The organism is Mesorhizobium sp. W016 (assembly GCF_054719485.1).
In genome coordinates, this window is sequence record NZ_JBTTIF010000002.1 from 2,869,872 (window position 1) to 2,889,050 (window position 19,179).

Below are 19,179 nucleotides of genomic sequence, written 5' to 3' on the forward strand. Positions count from 1 at the left end.
CTCCCCCTTGAGGGGGGAGATAAGCCCCGCTAAAAATTTCATCGAATCGATTGCGCAAACGTTTCGATCGCCCTAAGCTCCCTTGAAATCCGCCATCAGAGCGGACGGGAAACGCATAGGGAGGAGCGCTTGCAGGCGCTGATATGTCTTGCCGACTATGGCTGAAGTGGCGCGGCGCGCCGGCGTGTCGGTGTCGACCGTCTCGCATGTCGTCAACAACACGCGCTTCGTTTCGCTGGAAAAGGCGAGGCTGATCAACGACGCCATTGCCGCCATGGGCTACCAGCCCAACGAGCTGGCGCGCTCGCTGAAGGCCTCAACCACCAACAGCGTCGGCCTGGCGATCTCGGCAATCTCCAACCCTTATTTCACCGACATCATCTGCGCGGTCGAGGCCGAATGCGCACGGCTTGGGCTGATGGTGTTTCTGTCGGATACCCAGGAGGATCCCGACCGCGAACTGCAGGTGGTGCGCGCTTTCCATCAGCGCCGCGTCGACGGCGTCATCCTGGCCCCGTCGGGCTCGCCGCAGCGCGCCATCGATTACCTCGCCGACAAGAAGATGCCATGCGTTCTGATTGACCGTTTCGCCGACCAGCGCTTCGACCAGATCGGCGTCGAGAACGAAACGTCGATGCGCGCGCTGATCGACCATGTCGCCTCCTTCGGCCACAAGCGCATCGGCTATATCGCCGGACAGCCCGGCCTGACGACGACGCGCGAGCGCATCGAGGCGTTCCAGGCTTCGCTCGCCGCCAATGGACTTGAGTGCGTGCCGCGCTATCTCTCGGCCGAGAATGTCGACACGGCGGCGGCGACCGCATCCACCCACGCCATCCTGTCGCTGCCGTCGCCACCAACCGCATTGGTCACCGGCAACAACATGACGACGATCGGAGCCGTCCGCGCCATCCGCGAAAAGGGCCTCACCATTCCGGGCGATCTGTCGCTGGCCGGCTTCGACGATTTCGAATGGGCCGATTGTTTCGAACCGCGCCTGACGCTGGTTGCCCAGCCCTGCACCGAGATAGGCAGGCAGGCGGCAGCCCTGCTCAGCGCCCGCATCGCGGCGACCGGTTCAGAGCCGCGTTCGGTGCGGCTGCAGGCGACGCTGCGGGCGCGCGCCTCCTGCGGGAGGCCGACCCACACGAGGCTAACATGACCGCGCCGCTGCTGGTGATGACCGGCGCCGTCAAACGCTTCGGCGGCGTGCAGGCGCTGCGCGGCGTCGACTTCGACCTCAAGGCGGGCGAGATCCATGCGCTGCTCGGCGAAAACGGCGCCGGCAAGTCGACGCTGATGAACCTTCTGTCGGGCGTCTACACGCCGGACGAAGGCATGATCGAGATCGACGGCAGACCCGTGCGCTTCAACAACCCGCGCGAGGCGCAAGCGGCGGGCATCGCCACCATCTTCCAGGAGCTCGACCTGGTGCCGTCGCTGGATGTCGCGGCCAATCTTTTCCTCGGCCGCGAACTGATGCTTCCGGGCGGCTTCCTCGACGTGCCGGCAATGCGCCGTGAGGCGAAGAAGCGGCTGGAGGCGATCGAGATCGCCATCGATCCGTCCGCCATGGTGGCGGACCTGTCGATCGGCCAGCGCCAGGTGGTGGCGATCGTCAAGGCGCTGTCCTACGCCTCGCGCGTGCTGATCATGGACGAGCCGACGGCCGCACTTACCGTCGGCGAAGTCGAGCGGCTGTTCGACATCATGAGAAAACTCGCAGCCACCGGCGTCGGCATCGTCTATATCTCGCATCGGCTGGAGGAAGTGCCAGGGATTGCCGACCGGGTGACGGTGATGCGCGACGGCCGCGTCGCCGGCATCACCGAGCCGCACGCGCCGCAGGCGGAGCTGGTGCGGCTGCTGGTCGGGCGTCCGCTGGACGAACTCTATCCCCAACGCGCCAAGGCCGCGGGCAAGCCGCTGCTCAACCTGAGGAACGCCAGCTTCAAACTCGCCCGCGACAGCGCCGGCTGGCAGGCGCCGCAAGGCGTTTCGCTCGATGTCCATGAAGGCGAGATCGTCGGTCTTGCCGGCATCATGGGGGCAGGGCGCACCGAGCTGCTGTCCGCGCTCTACGGCACCGGCCTGTCGGGCCGCTGGGAGGGCGAGGTCGCCATATCGGGCAAGCCGGTGAAACTGGATTCGATCAGTGCTGCCCGCCACGCCGGCATCGCCTTCGTCACCGACGATCGCCGGGGCTCGGGCCTGATGCTGCGCATGGCGGTCGGCCTCAATCTGGTGATGTCGGTCATATCCAGGATCTCGCCGAACTGGCTGGTCTCGCCGCGCCGCCAGGCCGAGGCGGTGAAGGAATCCTTCGGTCAGTTCGATATCCGGCCGAAGAACCCCGACACCGCCGTCGGCGCGCTGTCGGGCGGCAACCAGCAGAAGGTGGTGCTGGCCAAGGAGATCCTCGGCAATCCGCGCCTGTTGCTTCTCGACGAGCCGACGCGCGGCGTCGATGTCGGCGCCAAGGGCGAGATCTACCAGCGGCTCAGGGCACTCGCCGCGCAAGGGCTCGGCATTCTGGTGGCGTCCAGCGAGATGCCGGAGCTGATCGGTCTGTGCGACCGCGTCGTGGTGCTGCGCCAGGGGCGCAATGTGGCGGAATTCATGGGCGGCGTCGACGAGCACACGGTGCTGGCCGCGGCTAACGGCAGGGAGGCCTGATGTCTCAGGACAACAATCCAGTGGCAGCGAGCCCGGTGATGGCGGCGCCTCAAAAGCATCGCGACCCGCTGGCGCTCATCGTGCGCTTCCAGAGCCTGATCGGCCTGGTGCTGGTGGCGATCGGCGGCATCATCTTCTCGCCGCGCCGCCACGGCGAGATCCTGTTCCTCAACCCCGACAACATCGCCAACATCGTGCGCGCCGTGTCGGAGACCGGCATCATCGCCATCGGCATGACCTTCGTCATCATCACCGCCGGCATCGACCTGTCGGTCGGCGCGGTGCTTGGCCTGTCCAGCGTCGTCACCGCCTCGATGATGATCTCCGGCGGCTTCGGCCTGATCCCCACCATCCTCGCCGTGCTCGCTTTGGGCATCGTCTTCGGCGCCATCCAGGGCACCATCTCGACCCGTTTCCGGCTGGAGCCGTTCATCGTCACGCTGGCTGGCCTGCAGGCCGCGCGCGGCTTGGCGCTGGTCGTCTCCGGCAACCAGTACATCAACATTTCCTATGGCGAAGGGCCGGGCCTGGCGCCGCCGGTGTTCGCCGTGCTGGGCGAGCGGCTGTTCAACAACACCGTGCCGGTGGCGACGCTTGTGTTCGTCGTCTTTGCCGCGATCGCCACCATCGTGCTCAACACCACGCGCTTCGGCCGCTATGTCTTTGCCGTCGGCGGCAATGAGCGCGCCGCGCGCATATCCGGCGTGCCGGTGTCGATGGTGAAAATCTCGGTCTACGCCATCACCGGCTTTGCCGCCGCCCTTGCCGGCATCGTCCATGCCGGCCAGTTCAATTTCGGCAGCGCCAATGACGGCATGGGCTATGAGCTGACGGCCATCGCCGCCGTGGTCATCGGCGGCACCAGCCTGTTCGGCGGCGCCGGCTCGATGGTCGGCACCGTTGCCGGCACTATCATGCTGGGCGCACTCGCCAACATCCTGCAGCTCAACAACATCACGCCCGCCATGCAGCTGCTCGCGACCGCCGCGATCATCGTTTTGGCGGCAGTGCTTCAGTCCCTCGTTCGCCGCCGCGAGGGGTTGGGTCGTTAGTGCATGTCGCGCAAAAGGTTTTGCGATGACGACATGCACAAACAAACAAGGAGGAGACGGCAACACGTGAACGTCAAACCAAGGTCTGGCCCCCCGGCCGGACGAGGAGGAGAGTGAGTTATGAAAACGACACTAAGAGGATCGACCCTCAAGGCCGTGCTGCTGGCAGGCGCCGGCCTGTGCATTGCAGGCTCCGCTTACGCCGCCGAGCCGCTGGTGAAAGCCTGCGCCAAGGACGGCCAGTTCGTCATCGGCTTTTCGCAGGCCAACAATGCCGAGCCCTACCGCCAGCACGTCAATGACGAGCTGGAGGCGGCGGCCAAGGAAGTGCCCGGCTTCACGCTGCAGATTGCCGACGGCGCCGGCAACGTCAACACGCAGACCTCGCAGGTCGACAATTTCATCACCCAGAAGGTCGACATCCTGCTGATCTCGCCCTTCGAGGCGGCACCGCTGACGCCGGCGGTGAAGCGCGCCATGGATGCCGGCATCCCGGTAATCGAGCTTGACCGCAAGACGGTCGGCGACCCCGGCAAGGACTACACCGCCTTCATCGGCGGCGACAATTTCAAGATCGCCGAGGAAGCCGGAAAGTACACCGCCAAGACGCTGCTGCCCGATGGCGGCGAGGCGGCGGTGCTGCAAGGCCTGCCGAGCTCGACGCCGGCGGTGGAGCGCCTCAACGGCTTCAAGGAAGGCGTGAAAGGCAACCCGAAGGTCCAGATCGTCGCCGAGCAGGCCGCCGACTGGGTGCCGGACAAGGCGCAGGTCGCCTTCGCCGCCATGCTGCAGGCGCACCCTGACATCAAGGTACTCTACGCCTCCAACGACATGATGGCCGCCGGCGCGCTGCTTGCCGCCAAGGGCGCGGGCAAGGACGTCAAGATCATCGGCACCGACGGCCTGCCAGGCCCGGCCGGCGGCATCGAAGCCGTCGCCAAGGGCGACTGGGTCGCAACCTTCACCTACCCGACCGGCGCCAAGGAAGCGATCGAAATGTCGAAAAAGATCCTGCTCGATTGCGCGACCGAGGTGGACAAGACGGTGACGGTGGAAACCACCGCAATCACGGCCGAGAATGCCAAGCAGCTGATGGGCAAGTGAGGGGGCGGAGGCGCTCTACGACAGAGGTTGGTACGCAAGGCCCCGCGAGGGGCCTTGCGTGTTTTTGCCAGAAACAGCAGGTTGCTCTGGCACTCGGCAATTGCTTCAACGCTGCCGATCCGCGAGCAGGAATCTATTTGGGCTGGCTGGTCGATACGCTCGACGATCACCAGGCGAAATCAAGTAGCCGTTCCTGAGTTTCGGTATCCCACAGGTCATCTCTTCCTAGGCGATTGGCTACCCGGAAAGCCTGCAACGCGGCACGTGATTGCCTGCCCCAGATCCCGTCGGCTTCGCCCGTTAGAAAGCCAAGAGCTTTCAATTGCCGTTGCACGCGAGCAGCATCAACTTTGTCTGCTAGGTTCAGCAAAGGTGGGGATACGACGGGTGGGGGACCATTTGGCACCGTTTTTATTTCTCTCGGAGGCGGTAGCGGTGGTGCTTCGGAATCAAGCTGCTGGGATCCGTCGGTTGTTTGTTCTGGGGGCGGCAAATTCAACGTCGGCGGTTCTGTCGGCGCCCGCGTGCCCGATTTTTCATTGCCCGGTGCCTCAATAGGTCGTTCAACGATATTCGGCATCGGTTTGGCCAAGTCTCCCGGCCGCACCTCGACTTCCGCTGCCCGTGGAGACGGCATCTTTGGGACCTTCGGAGTTGCGAAATGAGGTGACAGGCCTATGAAGAAAGAAAGGACAGCAATAAATGTTAGTTGCGTTTTGCTACCTCGGTCAAAAGCAATAGCACGTTGATCTACTCTAGCTTGTTCTAGGTTTGTATATGCCTCCTGCTCCGCAATATGAGGGTCACCCCTAATGGTCAGAGCATCGGCGGAAGCTTTGTGAAGCGCAGAAATTGTGTTTTTTAGTCGCGTTCCACCATCAAATTGTCGCTTTGCGATGTCTGCCTTCACAGCAGCTATATCACGAGGATCCACGCCTCGCCTTGGATCGAATTTAAACTTCGCTTCCATAGAGCGTCGCCACGCTATCAGTGTCCGAGCCTTAGCCGGGCCAAATCCGTGAATGCGTTCGATTCTACCTCGCTCAACATCTGCGGCAGTTTCTATCCCGTAGGAACGAAGAATTAGCTTTCTGGCTGTCCCTAAACCTTTAATTTTGGCATTTTCAATCGAGTGCCCTTCTAGGAACCGTATCAACTGAGCTTGCTGAACCTTAGACGCAAGGTCGCTGATCCGCCGTTGCTCTTCTTCTGCGAGTTTCTGTATCTGAACTATTAATGAGTTAGCATCGCCTCTGATCCGGCTGAACGTTTGATTGCCGGCAGCGGCAGAAAAGCTAGCCTCCTTGTCTTTCCATAATCGATCTGCTTCAGTTACCCGATTATCAAAGGTTGCACGACTGCCTTTGCCAGAAAAGGCAGAAAACATCGTAATCGCGAATGCACCTAAACCAACCAGTGGTACCACTGGTCCGATACCCTGAAATGCGGAGGCAGCAACCCCTGCCGCGCCGCAAAGCATGGCCGTTGAAAGTCGCTTCACACGGAAGGACTGTAAGGCTTTTATTGCGGAACTCGGGCTTAGATTTAGGGGCGTGGAGATCAAGCTATTTAATGTCGGTGGGGGGCCAGGATCGGGAACATTCCGGACCATGCTGATGAGTTGAGCCAAATTTATAGGGGCAGAGACAGCTATCGCGGGCACAACAGGCGCGAACGCTTGGAAGCCCGGATAGGCTTTCTCCATACGGCACCAAGGACAAGAACCTGCTTGACGGAAGTGATGATGACCGATGTTTGCTGTACAGCGCACAAGCTCGACTTCGGCTTCCGTAAGAAGAGCGATCCATTCCTTTGCGGTAGGACGGCCTGACGTTGAACCGGCGGGTCCAAATGAAAGTTCAAACGCGTCCGCCATTTTTAGCGGTAAATCAGTCAGACTTGGCACATTTGGCGGTGGCTCCATTTGCGTAGCAGTTCGTCGGGCTGAATAAGCAAATCGGAACTCAGCGATGGCTCGATCCATCGGCATATCACCGGTCCCAAGATAGCGGCCTGCATAGGGGTGGCGTCCCATGAAAAGGGTGTAGAACAGCAGTACCGCCAAGCCGAACGCATCGTGGTTTTCAGTCCTGAGAACTCTGTCGAGCGGCTTTCCCTGCAACTCAGGCGGGGTAAACTCCTGAACTCCCACTTTGCACGGAAAAAAATGTCCGTCGCGCCGGACTTGGAAGGAGTCGGAGTCGATTAGAGTAACAGTGGCAGTCTTGGATACCAGAATTCCCGAATGGTTGATGTCACCAATGACGCATCCTGTTGCATGAACACCTGCCATTGCTCGCGCGATGTTGACAACGCACCGGACGAGGAACGGATAGGTTGCCTGGGGAAAGGCGCTCTTGCGGCCTGTGGGTGAGTACAGTTCATGCACAGCTCTATGGCTGCCTACCTTAGGCATGCTAAAACCACAGAACATTCCACTGGCATTGAATAAGGTGTCGACTGGAAACGCTACAAAATGCGACGTTTGCCATCTAGCTGCCGTCATCGCCACGATCTTAACCTGACGTTCTGGCGCTAGTTCGGGTTTGTAAATTTTTGCCGCAAATCCAGGTTTGCCTTGGATCGAATAGACCGTGCCTTCGCCTCCTCGGCCAATCTCGGCGCCTAGATGAACGACTTCACCTTCTCCGGACCGTAAGGTCGTCATACTCGGCGTGCCATAACCAAGGTCTTGTCATCATCGGTTCGCTCGCCCACCGACGAACTGTCGAGGAAGTGCCTGAGACTTGCGGAAAGCCCGCGCTGCCGACCGGGTTCTTTGTCTCTGATGGCATTGAACATTGAGTCAAAGAAGGGTGCAAAGGCAGATTTCGAGCCAAAATCCAAAGCTAGCCGCTCAAGCCCGTCTGAGAATACCGCTACTTCATCGACCGTACCGATGGTTCGAGTGATTCTAAAATTCGGGTACGGGTCATCTGTTACAAAGAACGTAGTAGAGGCAAATTCACCTTGTGCCGGCCAGCTGGGAACATGCCATTCCGAGTCACCAGTAAGTCGAAGTGCGCATGCGCCATCGCCTACATGAATTACAACGGTAACGTCGGATTGGATTACGCATCCGACCAAAGTTGAGGCAAACGCTTTTAATGAGGTTCCTTTGCGCCTTGCTGCCACCGCTAACCGGTCACGGATGTCATCTATCCATTCGTTGGCTACCTCGGTGTTGATCTCGAAGGCTGCGCCGCCACTACGCAAAAACAAATCTACGGACTCGCAAAATGTCCGCGTGACTATTTGGGAACCAACGCTGGAGTGTTCAGCACTGCCAGCGCCGTCAGACACGACAAGTATCAGACTGGAGCCAAGTGGAGCATCAACTTCGATGCAAGCGCCAGCGTCATCGCAGCCTGTACCTGCCCTCAGGTGAGAGGTTCCGGTTGAGCAGGCTCCAACCCAACTCCACCGGCGAAGCGTCATCCAGCTACCGCCCATCCATTGGGTGCGGCCGGATTAGACAAAGGTACTTCGTCGCTGGGCTGGGATCGCGAAACAGACGAAAGTGACGCAGACAGCCACTCGAACAGGTCACGAAAGCGTAGCCCTTTCAGTTTGAGTGGCTCTCGCACACTGATTTGCTTTAGCACGTCGAAGTTTGCTCCCTCCACCCCGACGGCATAAAACATAAATGCCTTGTTCTTTTCGCCATCGCGAATGAGTTGTGCGGCACGCGCCCACGAATCCGTTGGTCCACCGTCGGTTATCAAGAAGACCCACGGTCGATAGTAGGAAATGCCATTTACTTTATACAATTCCTTCCGAATTCGTAGCAAATCGAGTCCATGCTCAATGGCAGCGCCCATCGGAGTGTCGGCCTCCGGCTCCAATGTTGGAGGGTAAAAGTGCTGTATTCCCACGAAATCCGTCTCGACCTTAACCGGACCAAAAGTGACTACCGCCGCTTCGACACGTTTTGCGGCCAATGAATCTGCGAAAAGTTCATCGCGGAAAACTTGAAGCCCTGCGTTGAGTTCAGAAATCGGCTTCCCACCCATCGATCCGGAATTGTCCAGCAGCAGCAATACTGGACAACGATTCTCTGGATTTTCAGCAAAGACGGCATTCCCAAAGGGCTCCTGCTGGTATTCTTCGCTCATTTCGTGCTCCGGAAGAGGGCTGGGTAGGTGGCTATCGGAATAAAGATTTCAGAAAACTCAAAAGGCTGAAGCTTGTTCTCGCGTATATGCGATTGTAGGCCGCTCGCCTTGGGTTGGTGAACCAGCCGTATCCGCGAGGTGCCCGCACGCCCAGCGCGTTTTTAATGGCGCGCTTCGGCGAAGCTCTGGCCGCCAAGCTCTTTCTGATACTCGGCTTTCTAATTCCTATTTGCATAATTCCGCCCAATAACAATATGTTGCAGTATCTTCCCTATCAAAGTGGTCGCAATATCCCATTCGCGAATCTTTTTGAGATCCGATTTGGCGTTGCGATATTGAAAGCAGCAGGATCACCGCAACTGTGGTTGCTGCGATCGTTATTTACCCTCCCAAAGTAGGAGCAGCTAAGCATGAGCCATGTGGCTTCGCAAGCTGTGACGGAATCGGGCTGAAGGCGGCCGGGTCGATCATGGCCGCTTCGCGCCATGATCGGACATTGGCATCAGTTCACTCGCCAACCGGTGCCAACGGCGGCCACTCACGCCGGAAGATCGTGAAACCGCCATCGACGCGGATGGCCTGCTCGTTGATGAAGCGCGCTCGGGCCGGCGAGGAAGGCCACCGCCTCGGCGATCTCTTCTGGCTCCGCATACCGGTTTAGCCGGCCTCACGGCGTGGTCGTGAATCCGCACTACTTCTGTTCCATCTCGATCTGCCTGGTGATGCGGATGGCGTTCTGGGCTTCCGTCACCGAGCCGCTGTTGACGGTCTTGTCCTTCAGCGGGCTGACGGCTGCGCAGAGGTGGAAGACATGCTCGGTGTCGGACTTGGCGGCGCCGTTTTCCGGCGCGATCCGGTAGACGACATCCTGACCATTTCGGATTTATTGCGCAGGAGCGGGCGCTGGCGCGGGTGCCACGGGCGCTGCGGCGGCCGCCGCCGTAAACCCGCACTGCTTCTGTTCCATCTCGATCTGCTTGGTGATGCGGATGGCGTTCTGGGCGTAGGCTTGCGTTACCGAGCCGCTGTTGACGGTCTTGTCCTTCAGCGGGCTGACCGCTGCGCAGAGGTGGAAGACGTGCTCGGTGTCGGACTTGGCGGCGCCGTTTTCCGGCGCGATCCAGTAAACGATATCCTGGCCATTGGGGTGTGCCGCGTCCTTCGTCGCCGCGGCCACCGTGGTGGAGTCGGTGGCGATCGCCTGCGCCTGGGCGGCGACTTCGGGCGAACAGGCCGTGGTCGGCTGCCCCGCCTTGATCTGTTGCGCGCAGGTGTTCATGTCCTGCGTGTACTGCTCAACCGATGGCGGCTGGTAGCTGACCCCGATCAGCGTCGCCAGCACGGCCAGCACGGCGCCGATGCCGCCGGCCACCTTCTTGCTCTTCGGGTCCATGTTCTTGTCGTTGAGGATCAAGATAACCAGCGGCAGGAAGGCAATCAGGGTGATGATCGCGCCGAGCTGGTTCTGGACGAAGAACCGGAACGTGTCGGATTCGCGGGCCGGGTCCTTCCGGTTGGCCGCCTTCCAGAGCAGGCTGCCGGCGATGGCGAAGATCGCGATCCCGACCAGGATGCCGATCAGCAGCGGCAGGTTGCCCTGGTCGAATTTGTGCTTGTAGAGCAGTACGATCCCGGCGATCTCGCCGCCAATGGCGATGACCCACGACAGCACGGCGAACAGGCGCAGCCGCGTGGCCCCGGACTTCTGGCCCTGCGTTGCTTGCCAGTCCTTGGTTACGTCTACGGTCGGCTTGTTGTCGGTCATGACCAGATCCCCCGGTATCGACACTTTTGCGGGGCGTCAAAGGCGCCCGGCGCAGCGTCATTGATCGAACGTCGCCTGCCTCGGCGCGAAAGCGCCACGGCAGACCCCATCCTTATTGCGCATGATGGGATTCGTCCATAGCCGAGGCGGGCGGACGCCGGAGGGCAGGGCAATCGCATAAGGCGGCGCATCCTACGCGATTGCCCGGGAAGAGGGAGTCACCCCTTGAGCCGCTCCAGCGCAGCCACGATCAGATCGCAAAACTTCGCATGGTCGAGCTTCACCGCCACGCTGTGACGGAAGTCGGTCTGCTCGCTCGCCGTGCCGCCGAAATGGTGCATGCCGCCCATTTTCTCGAAATTGCAGATGCCCTTGGTCCAGCGTCCCGCAAGCTCGACGCGGATATCGGCCTTTTGGACGCGGGCAGTCTGGCGCGGCCTCCTTAGCGACTCTCCCGTTCCCTGAATTGATTTGTATACAAATGTTTCTGGCGGCATCGGTTTGTGAAGCGCTTCACCGTTGCCGCGCAATCGATCGGTTACAGAGGTGGCGCAAGAGCGGGCCTAAGGCAGCGCTCTGCTGCTGCATGGAGGTAACCGATGTTTGAAAGTCTCAGCAGAATTCGCGCTGCCCTGGCGCGCGCCAGCAAGCACAGGAAGACCGTCCGCGCACTGAATGCGCTGCCGACGGAGATCCAGAAGGACATTGGCTGGACGGAGTCGAGGTCGATCGATGAGATAAGGCTGCCGTTCTAGGGCCGCATCCAGCGTCGCTAATATATCGCTCGCCATCGATTGTTCGGAAGCGTACAGTGCAGCATCGTCGGCCACATCAATGGGCGCTGACGCTTGGGAGCGACCATCGCACTCCTGCCCCGACAGGAGGCATTGGAGCCATGGCGGAGCAACCGAGACAGTCCGGTCTGAGCGCCGAGACGCTCGCGGCCTTGGCGCGGGAAACCGGGGCCTCCGAGCAGCAGATACAAGAGATCGCATCGCTGATCGGCAACGATCGCTCGTCCATCGTGCGCGAAGCGCGCATGGTTGCGGCTGACCGCCCGAAGCGCTGATCCAGGAAAAAGCTGCTGGATTGATTGATGGGGCGTCGCCCCTGATTTGTCGGTTTTGTACGAAGTACAATGGCTGAATCCGAGTCAGCTATCGTCCAATGACCGTTTGCATTTGGGCAGGGCGCCGACGGCTGGGAGATGACATGTGCTCTTGCCCTTGACGGGAGAGAGCGATGGACCAGTCGGTCAGCAAGGAGAAAAGCGGCCTCTTGCGCCGCATGAACCCGGCCGACTTCGCACTGCTTGCGCCGCATTTGCACCATCGTGTGCTCGATCTCAAAGCCCCGCTCGAAATGGCGGGCGAGCCGGTCGCCTCGGTCTGCTTCCTGGAAAACGGCCTGGCCTCGGTGGTGGCGAGGAACCGGCCGGGCCTGGACACCGAGGTCGGCATCATCGGCCACGAAGGCATGTCGGGCTCCGCCTTGGTGATGGGCGCCGACTGGGCGCCCCATGACTGCTACATGCAGATGCCGGGCGAGGCGGTGTGCATCGGTTCCGAGCCGTTCAAGGCAGCGTTGCAGAAAAGCCCGACGCTTCGCGCCTTCCTGCTGCGCTATGCCCATTATCTGCACGGCCAGACCAAATCCACAGCGCTGAGCAATGCCCGCGCCAAGCTCGAGGATCGGCTGGCCAGATGGCTCCTGATGTGTGACGACAGGGTGGTCGGCCATCAGATCCAGATCACGCATGAGTTCCTGTCCGTCATGCTCGGCGTCAGGCGTCCGGGCGTCACCATCGGCCTGCAGATCCTGGAAGGGCGCGGCCTGATCCGGTCGCGGCGCGGCGAGATCGTCATTCGCGACCGGGATGGCCTGATCGCCGTCGCCGATGGTTTCTACGGCCAGGCCGAGGCCGAATACGAACGGCTGCTGGGCTGAGCCTGGCACGGGCTGGAAATGGCCGACGCGAATGCCGGTGAAAGCATGTTGCCAGAGCCGCGCCGGCCATTTGCGGCCATCTGGGGAGAGGCCGCCCGGCAAATCTATCATCGGCGCAAAAGCGGGCAACGAACCGCAATCGCTTGGTAAAAACCGTACAATCGAATTGTGTTGAACCTTGGTTCGGCAAGAGTATGAATCTGCTGTCGTCGACCATGTATATGGGGCGCTGGCGCCTGAGGCTTCGACAGGCTCGCGCGCCCGATGTGAACGGGGAAAACCGAAATGGCAGAACTGCTTTTCGATGTAACCGCCTTCGATTGCGCCATCCTGCGCGCCGCCTTCATCAAATCGGTGATGGAAGACAATGTCCCGGAAAAGCGGTGGCGCGCGCTCGCCGCTTCCCTGGTTCGCGACCTGACCGACCACGAAGACGTCGAGCCGGATCTGCTCGGCTGGATCACGCGCAAGTAGCAATATTCTGACGGTCCGGCGGCTACCCCAGCCACCACCACAGCGCCGCGATCGCCGCAAGCACCGCCGCCACCGACAGCCCCAGCATGATGTAGCTGCCCTTGATGATGTCTCGGATGATCTTCTTCACGCTTTCGCGGTCGTTGAGGTTGGGGAAGGGCTCGTTGGGCAGCGCCACGCCGAGGAAGCCGCAGAGCGGCGCCCAGCCATCGCTGACCTTGAACACCAGAAGCTTCTCCGGCGGCACGGCCGCTATCACCTCCTCGGTGTAGGCGTTATAGCGCGCCACCGCCTTGGCGCGGTCGTCCATCACGCCGGCAAGCGTGCGGCCCCAGATCAGTCTGTGCGACATGTCGCCGAATTTGCGGCCGAACGGCGTCAGCCATTCCAGCACCTTGAACTGCCACAATGTCTCGGTGAAGTGGATGGTGTCGATGGTGCTGTCGTACCAGGCCTCGGCGCCGCGCGGATGCAGGGTGAGCAGCACCTTGGCGTCGGGATAGGCGGCCATCAATTCGCGCCACACGCAGCATCCCGGATTGTCGACCGTCGCCTTGTAATTGGCAAAGACTCTGGTCCAGTCGTGCTGGCTGCCGGGCGGGCTGTTGGCCACCTTGCGCCAGAAGTCGAGATGGCCCTTGTTGGCCTTGTTGAGGATGACTTCCTGCATGTGGTAGCTGGGAAGGCCCAGCCTGTTCAGCGCGGCAAAGGTCGACCATGTGCCGGTGCGGCCGAATCCGGCCCCGATGAGCTCAAGCGTCATTTTAACCCCCCTTGTTGAGACCGCTTTTCTTTTTATGCCGGTCCGCTCGGAATGAGGTTGCATCCGCGCCCCTCGGCGCGCAACAATTTTCCCTGTGCAGCGGCCAAAATGTGTTTGCTTTTTCGTCTGGGCCACGCGGAATGAGGGTCTGGCTATTCCCGCGGGTGAGGGAGCCTGATAATAGGTCAGTCAGATTGACCTAAATCGCATGGGCCGGAACGGTCATGCTGGACCAGATGCCGTATCCCGGGAGGTGGGCTCGTGAGTTTGATGGACCTGTTGGCGTCGCGCGCCTCGCGCATGAAGGCGTCGGAAATCCGCGAGCTGCTCAAACTGCTCGACCAGCCCGACATCATCTCCTTTGCCGGCGGCATCCCCGATCCGGCTTTGTTTCCGGCGCAGGCGATCGCCGATGCTTACGCCTCGGTGCTGGGCGGCGCGGAGGCGAGCGCAGCACTTCAGTATCAGGTCTCCGAAGGCTATCTGCCGCTCAGAAAATGGCTGGCCGGCCAGATGGGCAAGCTTGGCATCGCCTGCGACGAGCACAACATCTTCATCACCTCCGGCTCGCAGCAGGCGCTGGATTATCTCGGCAAGCTGTTCCTGTCGCCCGGCGACACGGCACTGGTAACATGGCCGACCTATCTCGGCGCGCTGCAGGCCTTCAACGCCTATGAGCCGCGCTACGACCGGCTGACGCCGGATGGCGGCAACATGACGCCGGCCGCCTACCAGGCGGCGGCTGCTGCCCCCTCTACTTTTGCAAGAGAGGGCGGCAAGGTGAAGTTCGCTTATCTCGTTCCGGATTTCGCCAACCCGACCGGCGAGACGCTGAACCGCCAGCAGCGCGAGGCGGTGCTCAACCTTGCCGGCGAGCTCGACATTGCCGTCATCGAGGACGCCGCCTATCGCGCGCTGCGCTATGACGGCGAGGGCCAGCCACCGATCCTGGCGCTCGACTGCGAACGCTCAGGCGGCATCGAAAACGCCCGCACGCTCTATTGCGGCTCGTTCTCGAAAATCCTGTCGCCGGGCATGCGCGTCGGCTGGGTCTGCGCGCCGCGCCGTGTCGTCGAGCGGCTGGTGCTGATGAAGCAGGCGTCGGACCTGCACAGCCCGTCGATCAACCAGCTGGTCATGCACCGCGTCTCCGAGGCCGTGTATGACGGCCAGGTGGAAAAGCTGATCGGCGCCTACCGCCAGCGCCGCGACGGCTTGCTTGCAGCACTCGAAGCGGAAATGCCGGATGGCGTCAGCTGGAGCCGGCCGGAAGGCGGCATGTTCGTCTGGCTGACGCTGCCTGAAGGTGCGGACGCCACGGCACTGCTCGCCCGCTCGGTCAAGGAAGCCCGCGTGGCCTTCGTGCCGGGCAACGCATTCTACGCCGACGGTTCGGGACGCAACACGATGCGGATGAGCTTTACGCTCGCAGATGAACGCGCCGTGGGTGAAGGCGTGCCGAGGCTGGCGAAATTGATGAAGGGCTAGGCGCCCTACCTCCCCCTTGTGGGGAGGTCGACCGAAGGTCGGGTGGGGGTGCTTGGCGCCGACCCCCACCCCGATCCGCTTTGCGGATCGACCCTCCCCACAAGGGCATAGGCGCTAAGATAGGTATTGCCTTGCGGAATCGGGTGTGATTCTACGCTGCGATGACACACGAATCGCTTGTTGATGACGGCTGGGCCGAGACGATTGAGCTTCTGGGCGGCGAAGAGTTGATCGCAGGAAGTGCCCGCGAGACGAAGGCGTTCCTGCGCCCGCGCGGCGTCAGGTCGGCGAGCGACCTGTTGCGCCTGACACTGGCTTACTGCCTTGGCAAGGTTGGCATGCGGGGCGTCGTGGCCTGGGCGGCGGCGAGCGGGATAGCCGACATTTCGGACGTGGCGCTGCTTGGCCGGCTGCGCAATGCAGGACCATGGCTGCAGCAGTTGATTGGGCACCTTTTGAAGCGCGAGGATGCAGGTTTGGCCAAAGGCCGACTGGTTCGCATCCTCGATGCGACAGCGGTTGCCAAGGCCGGTGCGTATGAGAAGAAGAACAATGGTCTTTGGCGCATGCACTGCGCCTTCGAGCTTGAGCGCGAGCAGTTCGACTTCATCGAGATCACCGATCAGAGCGAGGCCGAGTTGATCGACCGCGTGCCGGTGGTGGCGGGCGAGATCCGCATCGGTGACCGCGCCTATCTGCAGGCCGAGCGGATCGCCAAGGTGATGGCGCAAGGCGGCGATGTTGTTGTGCGCGCGTCGTGGAAAAACGCGCGATGGCTCGACGCCAACGGCAGGGCGTTCGATCTCATCGGCTACCTGGAGAGCTGCCGGGAGGAAGTCTGCGAAACGCCTGCCCGGCTGGCACTCAAGAAGGGCGAGCCTGTGAAGATGCGCCTGATCGCCTTGCGCAAATCCGAGGCCGCGGCACAAGAAGCGCGGCGCAAAATCAACAAGGAAGCCAGGGCCAAGGGCAACAAGGTTCAACCGCAGACGCTGATTGCGGCCGGCTTCGTCCTGCTTGTGACCTCGCTTGACCGGGAGGAGTTTCCCGCCGATACGGTCCTCAAGCTCTACCGCATGCGCTGGCGCATCGAGCTCGCCTTCAAGCGCCTGAAGAGCCTGATCGGGCTGCGCTCTCCTCCCGCCAAAGACCCAAGGATCGCAAAGCCTTGGATCCTTGCACACTTCCTCATCGCGCTCGTGACCGAACCCCTCTCGCAGGAGTTGGGTGTCTCTCCCCCTTGAGCGACGGGCGCCCGCTGCTGTGGCGCGCAACCCGCCAGATCGTCGCCTCTCTGATCGCGACCATCTTTCCTCAACCTTCCTTGGCGGCCCTGCGCCAAAAACTCCATGCCTTGCGATATCGCTGGCGCGAACCACCACGAAAGCGCAAGTTTCAGTCCATGCCAAAGCTATCTTAGCGCCTATGCCCACAAGGGGGAGGGTAAAAAAGTCACTCCGCCACCACAAGCTTATCCTGCGTCTTCGTCTCGAAATCGCTGGCGTCGTGGCGCTCGTGCAGTTGCATGGCGGGGTCGCCGAAGGCGCGGTTGACCATGCGGCCGCGTTGCACGGTCGGGCGGGCGTCGATCGCCTTGGCCCAGCGTTGTACGTGCTCGTAGTCCTGCACCGACAGGAATTCGGCGGAATCATTGTACATGCGGCCGAGCGCAAGGCCGCCATACCAGGGCCATACCGCCATGTCGGCGATCGAATAGAAGGCGCCGCCAAGATATTCGGTCTCGGCCAGCCGCCGGTCGAGCACGTCGAGCTGGCGCTTGGTCTCCATGGCGAAGCGGTCGATGGCGTATTCGAACTTTTCCGGCGCATAGGCGTAGAAATGGCCGAAGCCGCCGCCGAGATAGGGCGCCGAACCCATCTGCCAGAACAGCCAGGACAAGGTTTCCGCGCGCGCCGGCTGTTCGGTCGGCAGGAACTCGCCGAACTTTTCCGCGAGATAAAGCAGGATCGAACCGGACTCGAAGACGCGGACAGGCGTCTTGCCGCTGCGGTCGAGCAGCGCCGGGATCTTGGAGTTGGGGTTGACCTCGACAAACCCCGAGCCGAACTGGTCGCCATCGTTGATGCGGATCAGCCAAGCGTCGTATTCGGCGCCCTTGTGGCCGAGCGCCAGAAGCTCCTCCAGCATGACAGTCACTTTGACCCCATTCGGCGTCGCCAGCGAATAGAGCTGCAGCGGATGCTTGCCGACCGGCAGCACCTTGTCATGCGTCGGACCGGCAATAGGCCGGTTGATGCTGGCGAACGTACCGCCATTGGCTTTCTTCCAGCTCCAGACTTTCGGCGGGGTGTATTCGGTCATGCGGGAAATTCCTTGGTTTGGCGGGCGAAACGACTTGCGCGACGGCGCGAGACTGATGGCGGAAAAGTCGGCGGAACCTAGATACGGGAACACATAGGTGCAATTCAGAAAGGTTCAACTTGTGTTGAACTATTATCGATGTCGGCGCCGCCCCTCATCGCCCTGCCGGGCACTTCTCCCCGTATAGTGACGGGGAGAAGGACGCTGTCGCCTACTGATTTCCCCAATTGCCAGCGTTGCCAAGAGCGCCGATGTTGCGGCCATCTCCCTTCTCCCCGTCACTATACGGGGAGAAGGTGCCGGCAGGCGGATGAGGGGCAGCGCCAGCCTCTGAAATGATTGCCTTGTTGCCTAAGCCCTTGCGCCCTGTGCAGCGCGGCATACCTATAGAGGATACTGCCCACGCATATCTGCCAGGATGACCGCATGCCGATCGATCCCGTTTCCCCGCTCTTGCGCTCCGTCGTTGGCGTGCGCGCCATGGTTCCCGACGATGCCTTCACGGCCAATGCCCTGGGCACGCGCCGGGAAGGCAGCGGCGTCGTCATCCGCGGCGACGGGCTGGTGCTCACCATCGGCTATCTCATCACCGAGGCCGAGGAGGTCTGGCTGACCGACCAGGACGGCCGCGTCGTGCCGGCGCATGCGCTGGCCTATGACCAGGAGACAGGCTTCGGCCTAGTGCAGGCGCTGGCGCCGCTCGGCCTGCCGGCGGTGGCGCTGGGTGACGCCTCGAAGGCGAAGATCGGCGACCCCGTGGTGTTTGCCGACGGCACCGGCCGCTCGGTCAAGGCACACATCGTCACCAAGCAGGAATTCGCCGGCTATTGGGAATATCTGCTCGACGAGGCGATCTTCATTGCCCCGGCGCATCCGTCCTGGGGCGGCGCGGCGCTCATCGGCCAGGATGGCAGCCTGCTCGGCATCGGTTCGCTGCTTTTGCAGATGAGCCGCAACGGCGAGGTCGCCGACATCAACATGGTCGTGCCGATCAACCTTCTGACCCCGATCCTCGACGATCTCCTGACGCGCGGCCAGGTGGCGAAGCCGCCGCGCCCATGGCTCGGCGCCTTCTCGGCCGAGTCGAACGGTGCGGTCGTGGTGATGAGCGTCGCCGAAGGCGGCCCCGCCGCCAAGGCCGGCCTGCGCCAGGGCGACATCATCTCCGACGTGCGCGATGGCGAGGTCGACGGTCTCGCCGATTTCTACCGCAAGCTATGGCAGAATCCGGCGGGTTCGGAGATTCCTCTCAGGGTCGTGCGTGACGGTCGTGAGACTTGGCTGCGAGTGAAATCCGCCGACCGAAACAGCTTTTTGAAGAAACCGCATCTGCAGTGAAGCCAATCTCCCCCCAAGTGGGGGAGATGCCCGGCAGGGCAGAGGGGAGCGCGAAGGATCGCGACCTCTCAATCTATATTTTCTGACAAGAATCGCGGGATAAACGTGGCTGACACTGGCCGGTGCGTTGGCGGG

At 61.6% G+C, this 19,179-nt stretch carries 19 protein-coding genes; 12 read left to right on the forward strand and 7 right to left on the reverse strand.

Annotation, left to right across the window (positions count from 1 at the left end; translation table 11 throughout):
- Nucleotides 1–148 precede the first annotated feature (148 nt).
- The 4 genes from ACYG9V_RS14285 to ACYG9V_RS14300 all read left to right on the forward strand — a co-directional run bounded on the left by ACYG9V_RS14285 (nt 149) and on the right by ACYG9V_RS14300 (nt 4,832).
- Nucleotides 149–1,162, forward strand: a complete 1,014-nt coding sequence (locus tag ACYG9V_RS14285; protein ID WP_023814831.1) for a LacI family DNA-binding transcriptional regulator — start codon at nt 149–151, stop codon at nt 1,160–1,162.
- Nucleotides 1,159–2,676: a sugar ABC transporter ATP-binding protein gene (locus tag ACYG9V_RS14290; RefSeq protein ID WP_352764495.1), complete on the forward strand. Its 1,518-nt coding sequence runs from the start codon at nt 1,159–1,161 to the stop codon at nt 2,674–2,676. Before ACYG9V_RS14285 ends, ACYG9V_RS14290 begins: the two co-directional genes overlap by 4 nt.
- On the forward strand, nt 2,676–3,728 hold the full coding sequence (locus tag ACYG9V_RS14295; RefSeq protein ID WP_023705098.1) for an ABC transporter permease: 1,053 nt from the start codon (nt 2,676–2,678) through the stop codon (nt 3,726–3,728). Before ACYG9V_RS14290 ends, ACYG9V_RS14295 begins: the two co-directional genes overlap by 1 nt.
- Before the next feature lie 120 nt (nt 3,729–3,848).
- The gene (locus ACYG9V_RS14300; protein ID WP_023689831.1) at nt 3,849–4,832 is read left to right on the forward strand and encodes a substrate-binding domain-containing protein; all 984 of its coding nucleotides are present in this window, start codon (nt 3,849–3,851) and stop codon (nt 4,830–4,832) included.
- 166 nt (nt 4,833–4,998) lie between these two features.
- Here ACYG9V_RS14300 and ACYG9V_RS14305 read toward each other — a convergent pair whose 3' ends face one another.
- Genes ACYG9V_RS14305 through ACYG9V_RS14315 form a run of 3 tightly spaced genes read right to left on the reverse strand, consistent with a single transcriptional unit; the run spans nt 4,999 to nt 8,947 of the window.
- Entirely contained in the window at nt 4,999–7,500 is a 2,502-nt protein-coding gene (locus tag ACYG9V_RS14305) for a peptidoglycan-binding protein (protein ID WP_460221964.1), read from the reverse strand.
- On the reverse strand, nt 7,497–8,285 hold the full coding sequence (locus tag ACYG9V_RS14310) for a PP2C family serine/threonine-protein phosphatase (RefSeq protein WP_352764501.1): 789 nt from the start codon (nt 8,283–8,285) through the stop codon (nt 7,497–7,499). The genes ACYG9V_RS14305 and ACYG9V_RS14310 overlap by 4 nt, the downstream gene beginning before the upstream one ends.
- Nucleotides 8,267–8,947: a vWA domain-containing protein gene (locus ACYG9V_RS14315; protein WP_352764504.1), complete on the reverse strand. Its 681-nt coding sequence runs from the start codon at nt 8,945–8,947 to the stop codon at nt 8,267–8,269. The genes ACYG9V_RS14310 and ACYG9V_RS14315 overlap by 19 nt, the downstream gene beginning before the upstream one ends.
- Before the next feature lie 680 nt (nt 8,948–9,627).
- On the opposite strand from ACYG9V_RS14315, the gene ACYG9V_RS14320 reads away from it, so the two are divergent.
- Nucleotides 9,628–9,807, forward strand: a complete 180-nt coding sequence (locus ACYG9V_RS14320; RefSeq protein ID WP_352764507.1) for a hypothetical protein — start codon at nt 9,628–9,630, stop codon at nt 9,805–9,807.
- Between the two features lie 23 nt (nt 9,808–9,830).
- On the opposite strand, the gene ACYG9V_RS14325 is transcribed toward ACYG9V_RS14320, so the two are convergent.
- Nucleotides 9,831–10,712: an SLC5/6 family protein gene (locus ACYG9V_RS14325; RefSeq protein ID WP_352764510.1), complete on the reverse strand. Its 882-nt coding sequence runs from the start codon at nt 10,710–10,712 to the stop codon at nt 9,831–9,833.
- A gap of 218 nt (nt 10,713–10,930) precedes the next feature.
- On the reverse strand, nt 10,931–11,242 hold the full coding sequence (locus ACYG9V_RS14330; protein WP_352710091.1) for a hypothetical protein: 312 nt from the start codon (nt 11,240–11,242) through the stop codon (nt 10,931–10,933).
- Nucleotides 11,243–11,311: 69 nt separating this feature from the next.
- On the opposite strand from ACYG9V_RS14330, the gene ACYG9V_RS14335 reads away from it, so the two are divergent.
- From ACYG9V_RS14335 to ACYG9V_RS14350, 4 genes are all read left to right on the forward strand, one after another.
- Nucleotides 11,312–11,467 carry a DUF1127 domain-containing protein gene (locus tag ACYG9V_RS14335; RefSeq protein WP_023671409.1) on the forward strand — a complete coding sequence of 52 codons (156 nt, stop codon included), beginning with the start codon at nt 11,312–11,314 and terminating at the stop codon, nt 11,465–11,467.
- Nucleotides 11,468–11,607: 140 nt separating this feature from the next.
- Nucleotides 11,608–11,781 carry a hypothetical protein gene (locus ACYG9V_RS14340; RefSeq protein WP_023671410.1) on the forward strand — a complete coding sequence of 58 codons (174 nt, stop codon included), beginning with the start codon at nt 11,608–11,610 and terminating at the stop codon, nt 11,779–11,781.
- Between the two features lie 173 nt (nt 11,782–11,954).
- On the forward strand, nt 11,955–12,659 hold the full coding sequence (locus tag ACYG9V_RS14345) for a Crp/Fnr family transcriptional regulator (protein WP_352500359.1): 705 nt from the start codon (nt 11,955–11,957) through the stop codon (nt 12,657–12,659).
- Nucleotides 12,660–12,944: 285 nt separating this feature from the next.
- Nucleotides 12,945–13,133: a hypothetical protein gene (locus ACYG9V_RS14350; protein WP_023747801.1), complete on the forward strand. Its 189-nt coding sequence runs from the start codon at nt 12,945–12,947 to the stop codon at nt 13,131–13,133.
- Nucleotides 13,134–13,155: 22 nt separating this feature from the next.
- Here the strand turns inward: ACYG9V_RS14350 and ACYG9V_RS14355 are convergent, their stop codons facing one another.
- Complete coding sequence (locus tag ACYG9V_RS14355) at nt 13,156–13,896, reverse strand: sulfotransferase family protein (protein WP_023693766.1); 741 nt, start codon at nt 13,894–13,896, stop codon at nt 13,156–13,158.
- Nucleotides 13,897–14,166: 270 nt separating this feature from the next.
- Between ACYG9V_RS14355 and ACYG9V_RS14360 the strand changes: the two genes are divergently transcribed.
- Nucleotides 14,167–15,384, forward strand: coding sequence for an aminotransferase-like domain-containing protein (locus tag ACYG9V_RS14360; RefSeq protein WP_352764522.1), 1,218 nt, complete (start codon nt 14,167–14,169; stop codon nt 15,382–15,384).
- Between the two features lie 161 nt (nt 15,385–15,545).
- Entirely contained in the window at nt 15,546–16,628 is a 1,083-nt protein-coding gene (locus ACYG9V_RS14365; protein ID WP_352967966.1) for a transposase, read from the forward strand.
- Nucleotides 16,629–16,836: 208 nt separating this feature from the next.
- Here the strand turns inward: ACYG9V_RS14365 and yghU are convergent, their stop codons facing one another.
- Nucleotides 16,837–17,706 (reverse strand): glutathione-dependent disulfide-bond oxidoreductase, encoded by an 870-nt coding sequence (gene yghU, locus ACYG9V_RS14370; RefSeq protein ID WP_023730411.1) that lies wholly within the window; start codon nt 17,704–17,706, stop codon nt 16,837–16,839.
- Between the two features lie 426 nt (nt 17,707–18,132).
- On the opposite strand from yghU, the gene ACYG9V_RS14375 reads away from it, so the two are divergent.
- Complete coding sequence (locus tag ACYG9V_RS14375) at nt 18,133–19,044, forward strand: S1C family serine protease (protein ID WP_023671416.1); 912 nt, start codon at nt 18,133–18,135, stop codon at nt 19,042–19,044.
- Nucleotides 19,045–19,179: the final 135 nt, after the last annotated feature.

Bases quoted from the DNA above. Each gene is read 5' to 3' on its own strand.
- ACYG9V_RS14290 (WP_352764495.1), top strand. From the start codon at position 1,159: ATGACCGCGCCGCTGCTGGTGATGACCGGCGCCGTCAAACGCTTCGGC.
- ACYG9V_RS14295 (WP_023705098.1), top strand. From the start codon at position 2,676: ATGTCTCAGGACAACAATCCAGTGGCAGCGAGCCCGGTGATGGCGGCG.
- ACYG9V_RS14300 (WP_023689831.1), top strand. From the start codon at position 3,849: ATGAAAACGACACTAAGAGGATCGACCCTCAAGGCCGTGCTGCTGGCA.
- ACYG9V_RS14305 (WP_460221964.1), bottom strand. From the start codon at position 7,500: ATGACGACCTTACGGTCCGGAGAAGGTGAAGTCGTTCATCTAGGCGCC.
- ACYG9V_RS14310 (WP_352764501.1), bottom strand. From the start codon at position 8,285: ATGGGCGGTAGCTGGATGACGCTTCGCCGGTGGAGTTGGGTTGGAGCC.
- ACYG9V_RS14315 (WP_352764504.1), bottom strand. From the start codon at position 8,947: ATGAGCGAAGAATACCAGCAGGAGCCCTTTGGGAATGCCGTCTTTGCT.
- ACYG9V_RS14325 (WP_352764510.1), bottom strand. From the start codon at position 10,712: ATGACCGACAACAAGCCGACCGTAGACGTAACCAAGGACTGGCAAGCA.
- ACYG9V_RS14335 (WP_023671409.1), top strand. From the start codon at position 11,312: ATGTTTGAAAGTCTCAGCAGAATTCGCGCTGCCCTGGCGCGCGCCAGC.
- ACYG9V_RS14340 (WP_023671410.1), top strand. From the start codon at position 11,608: ATGGCGGAGCAACCGAGACAGTCCGGTCTGAGCGCCGAGACGCTCGCG.
- ACYG9V_RS14345 (WP_352500359.1), top strand. From the start codon at position 11,955: ATGGACCAGTCGGTCAGCAAGGAGAAAAGCGGCCTCTTGCGCCGCATG.
- ACYG9V_RS14350 (WP_023747801.1), top strand. From the start codon at position 12,945: ATGGCAGAACTGCTTTTCGATGTAACCGCCTTCGATTGCGCCATCCTG.
- ACYG9V_RS14355 (WP_023693766.1), bottom strand. From the start codon at position 13,896: ATGACGCTTGAGCTCATCGGGGCCGGATTCGGCCGCACCGGCACATGG.
- ACYG9V_RS14360 (WP_352764522.1), top strand. From the start codon at position 14,167: ATGGACCTGTTGGCGTCGCGCGCCTCGCGCATGAAGGCGTCGGAAATC.
- ACYG9V_RS14365 (WP_352967966.1), top strand. From the start codon at position 15,546: ATGACACACGAATCGCTTGTTGATGACGGCTGGGCCGAGACGATTGAG.
- yghU (WP_023730411.1), bottom strand. From the start codon at position 17,706: ATGACCGAATACACCCCGCCGAAAGTCTGGAGCTGGAAGAAAGCCAAT.
- ACYG9V_RS14375 (WP_023671416.1), top strand. From the start codon at position 18,133: ATGCCGATCGATCCCGTTTCCCCGCTCTTGCGCTCCGTCGTTGGCGTG.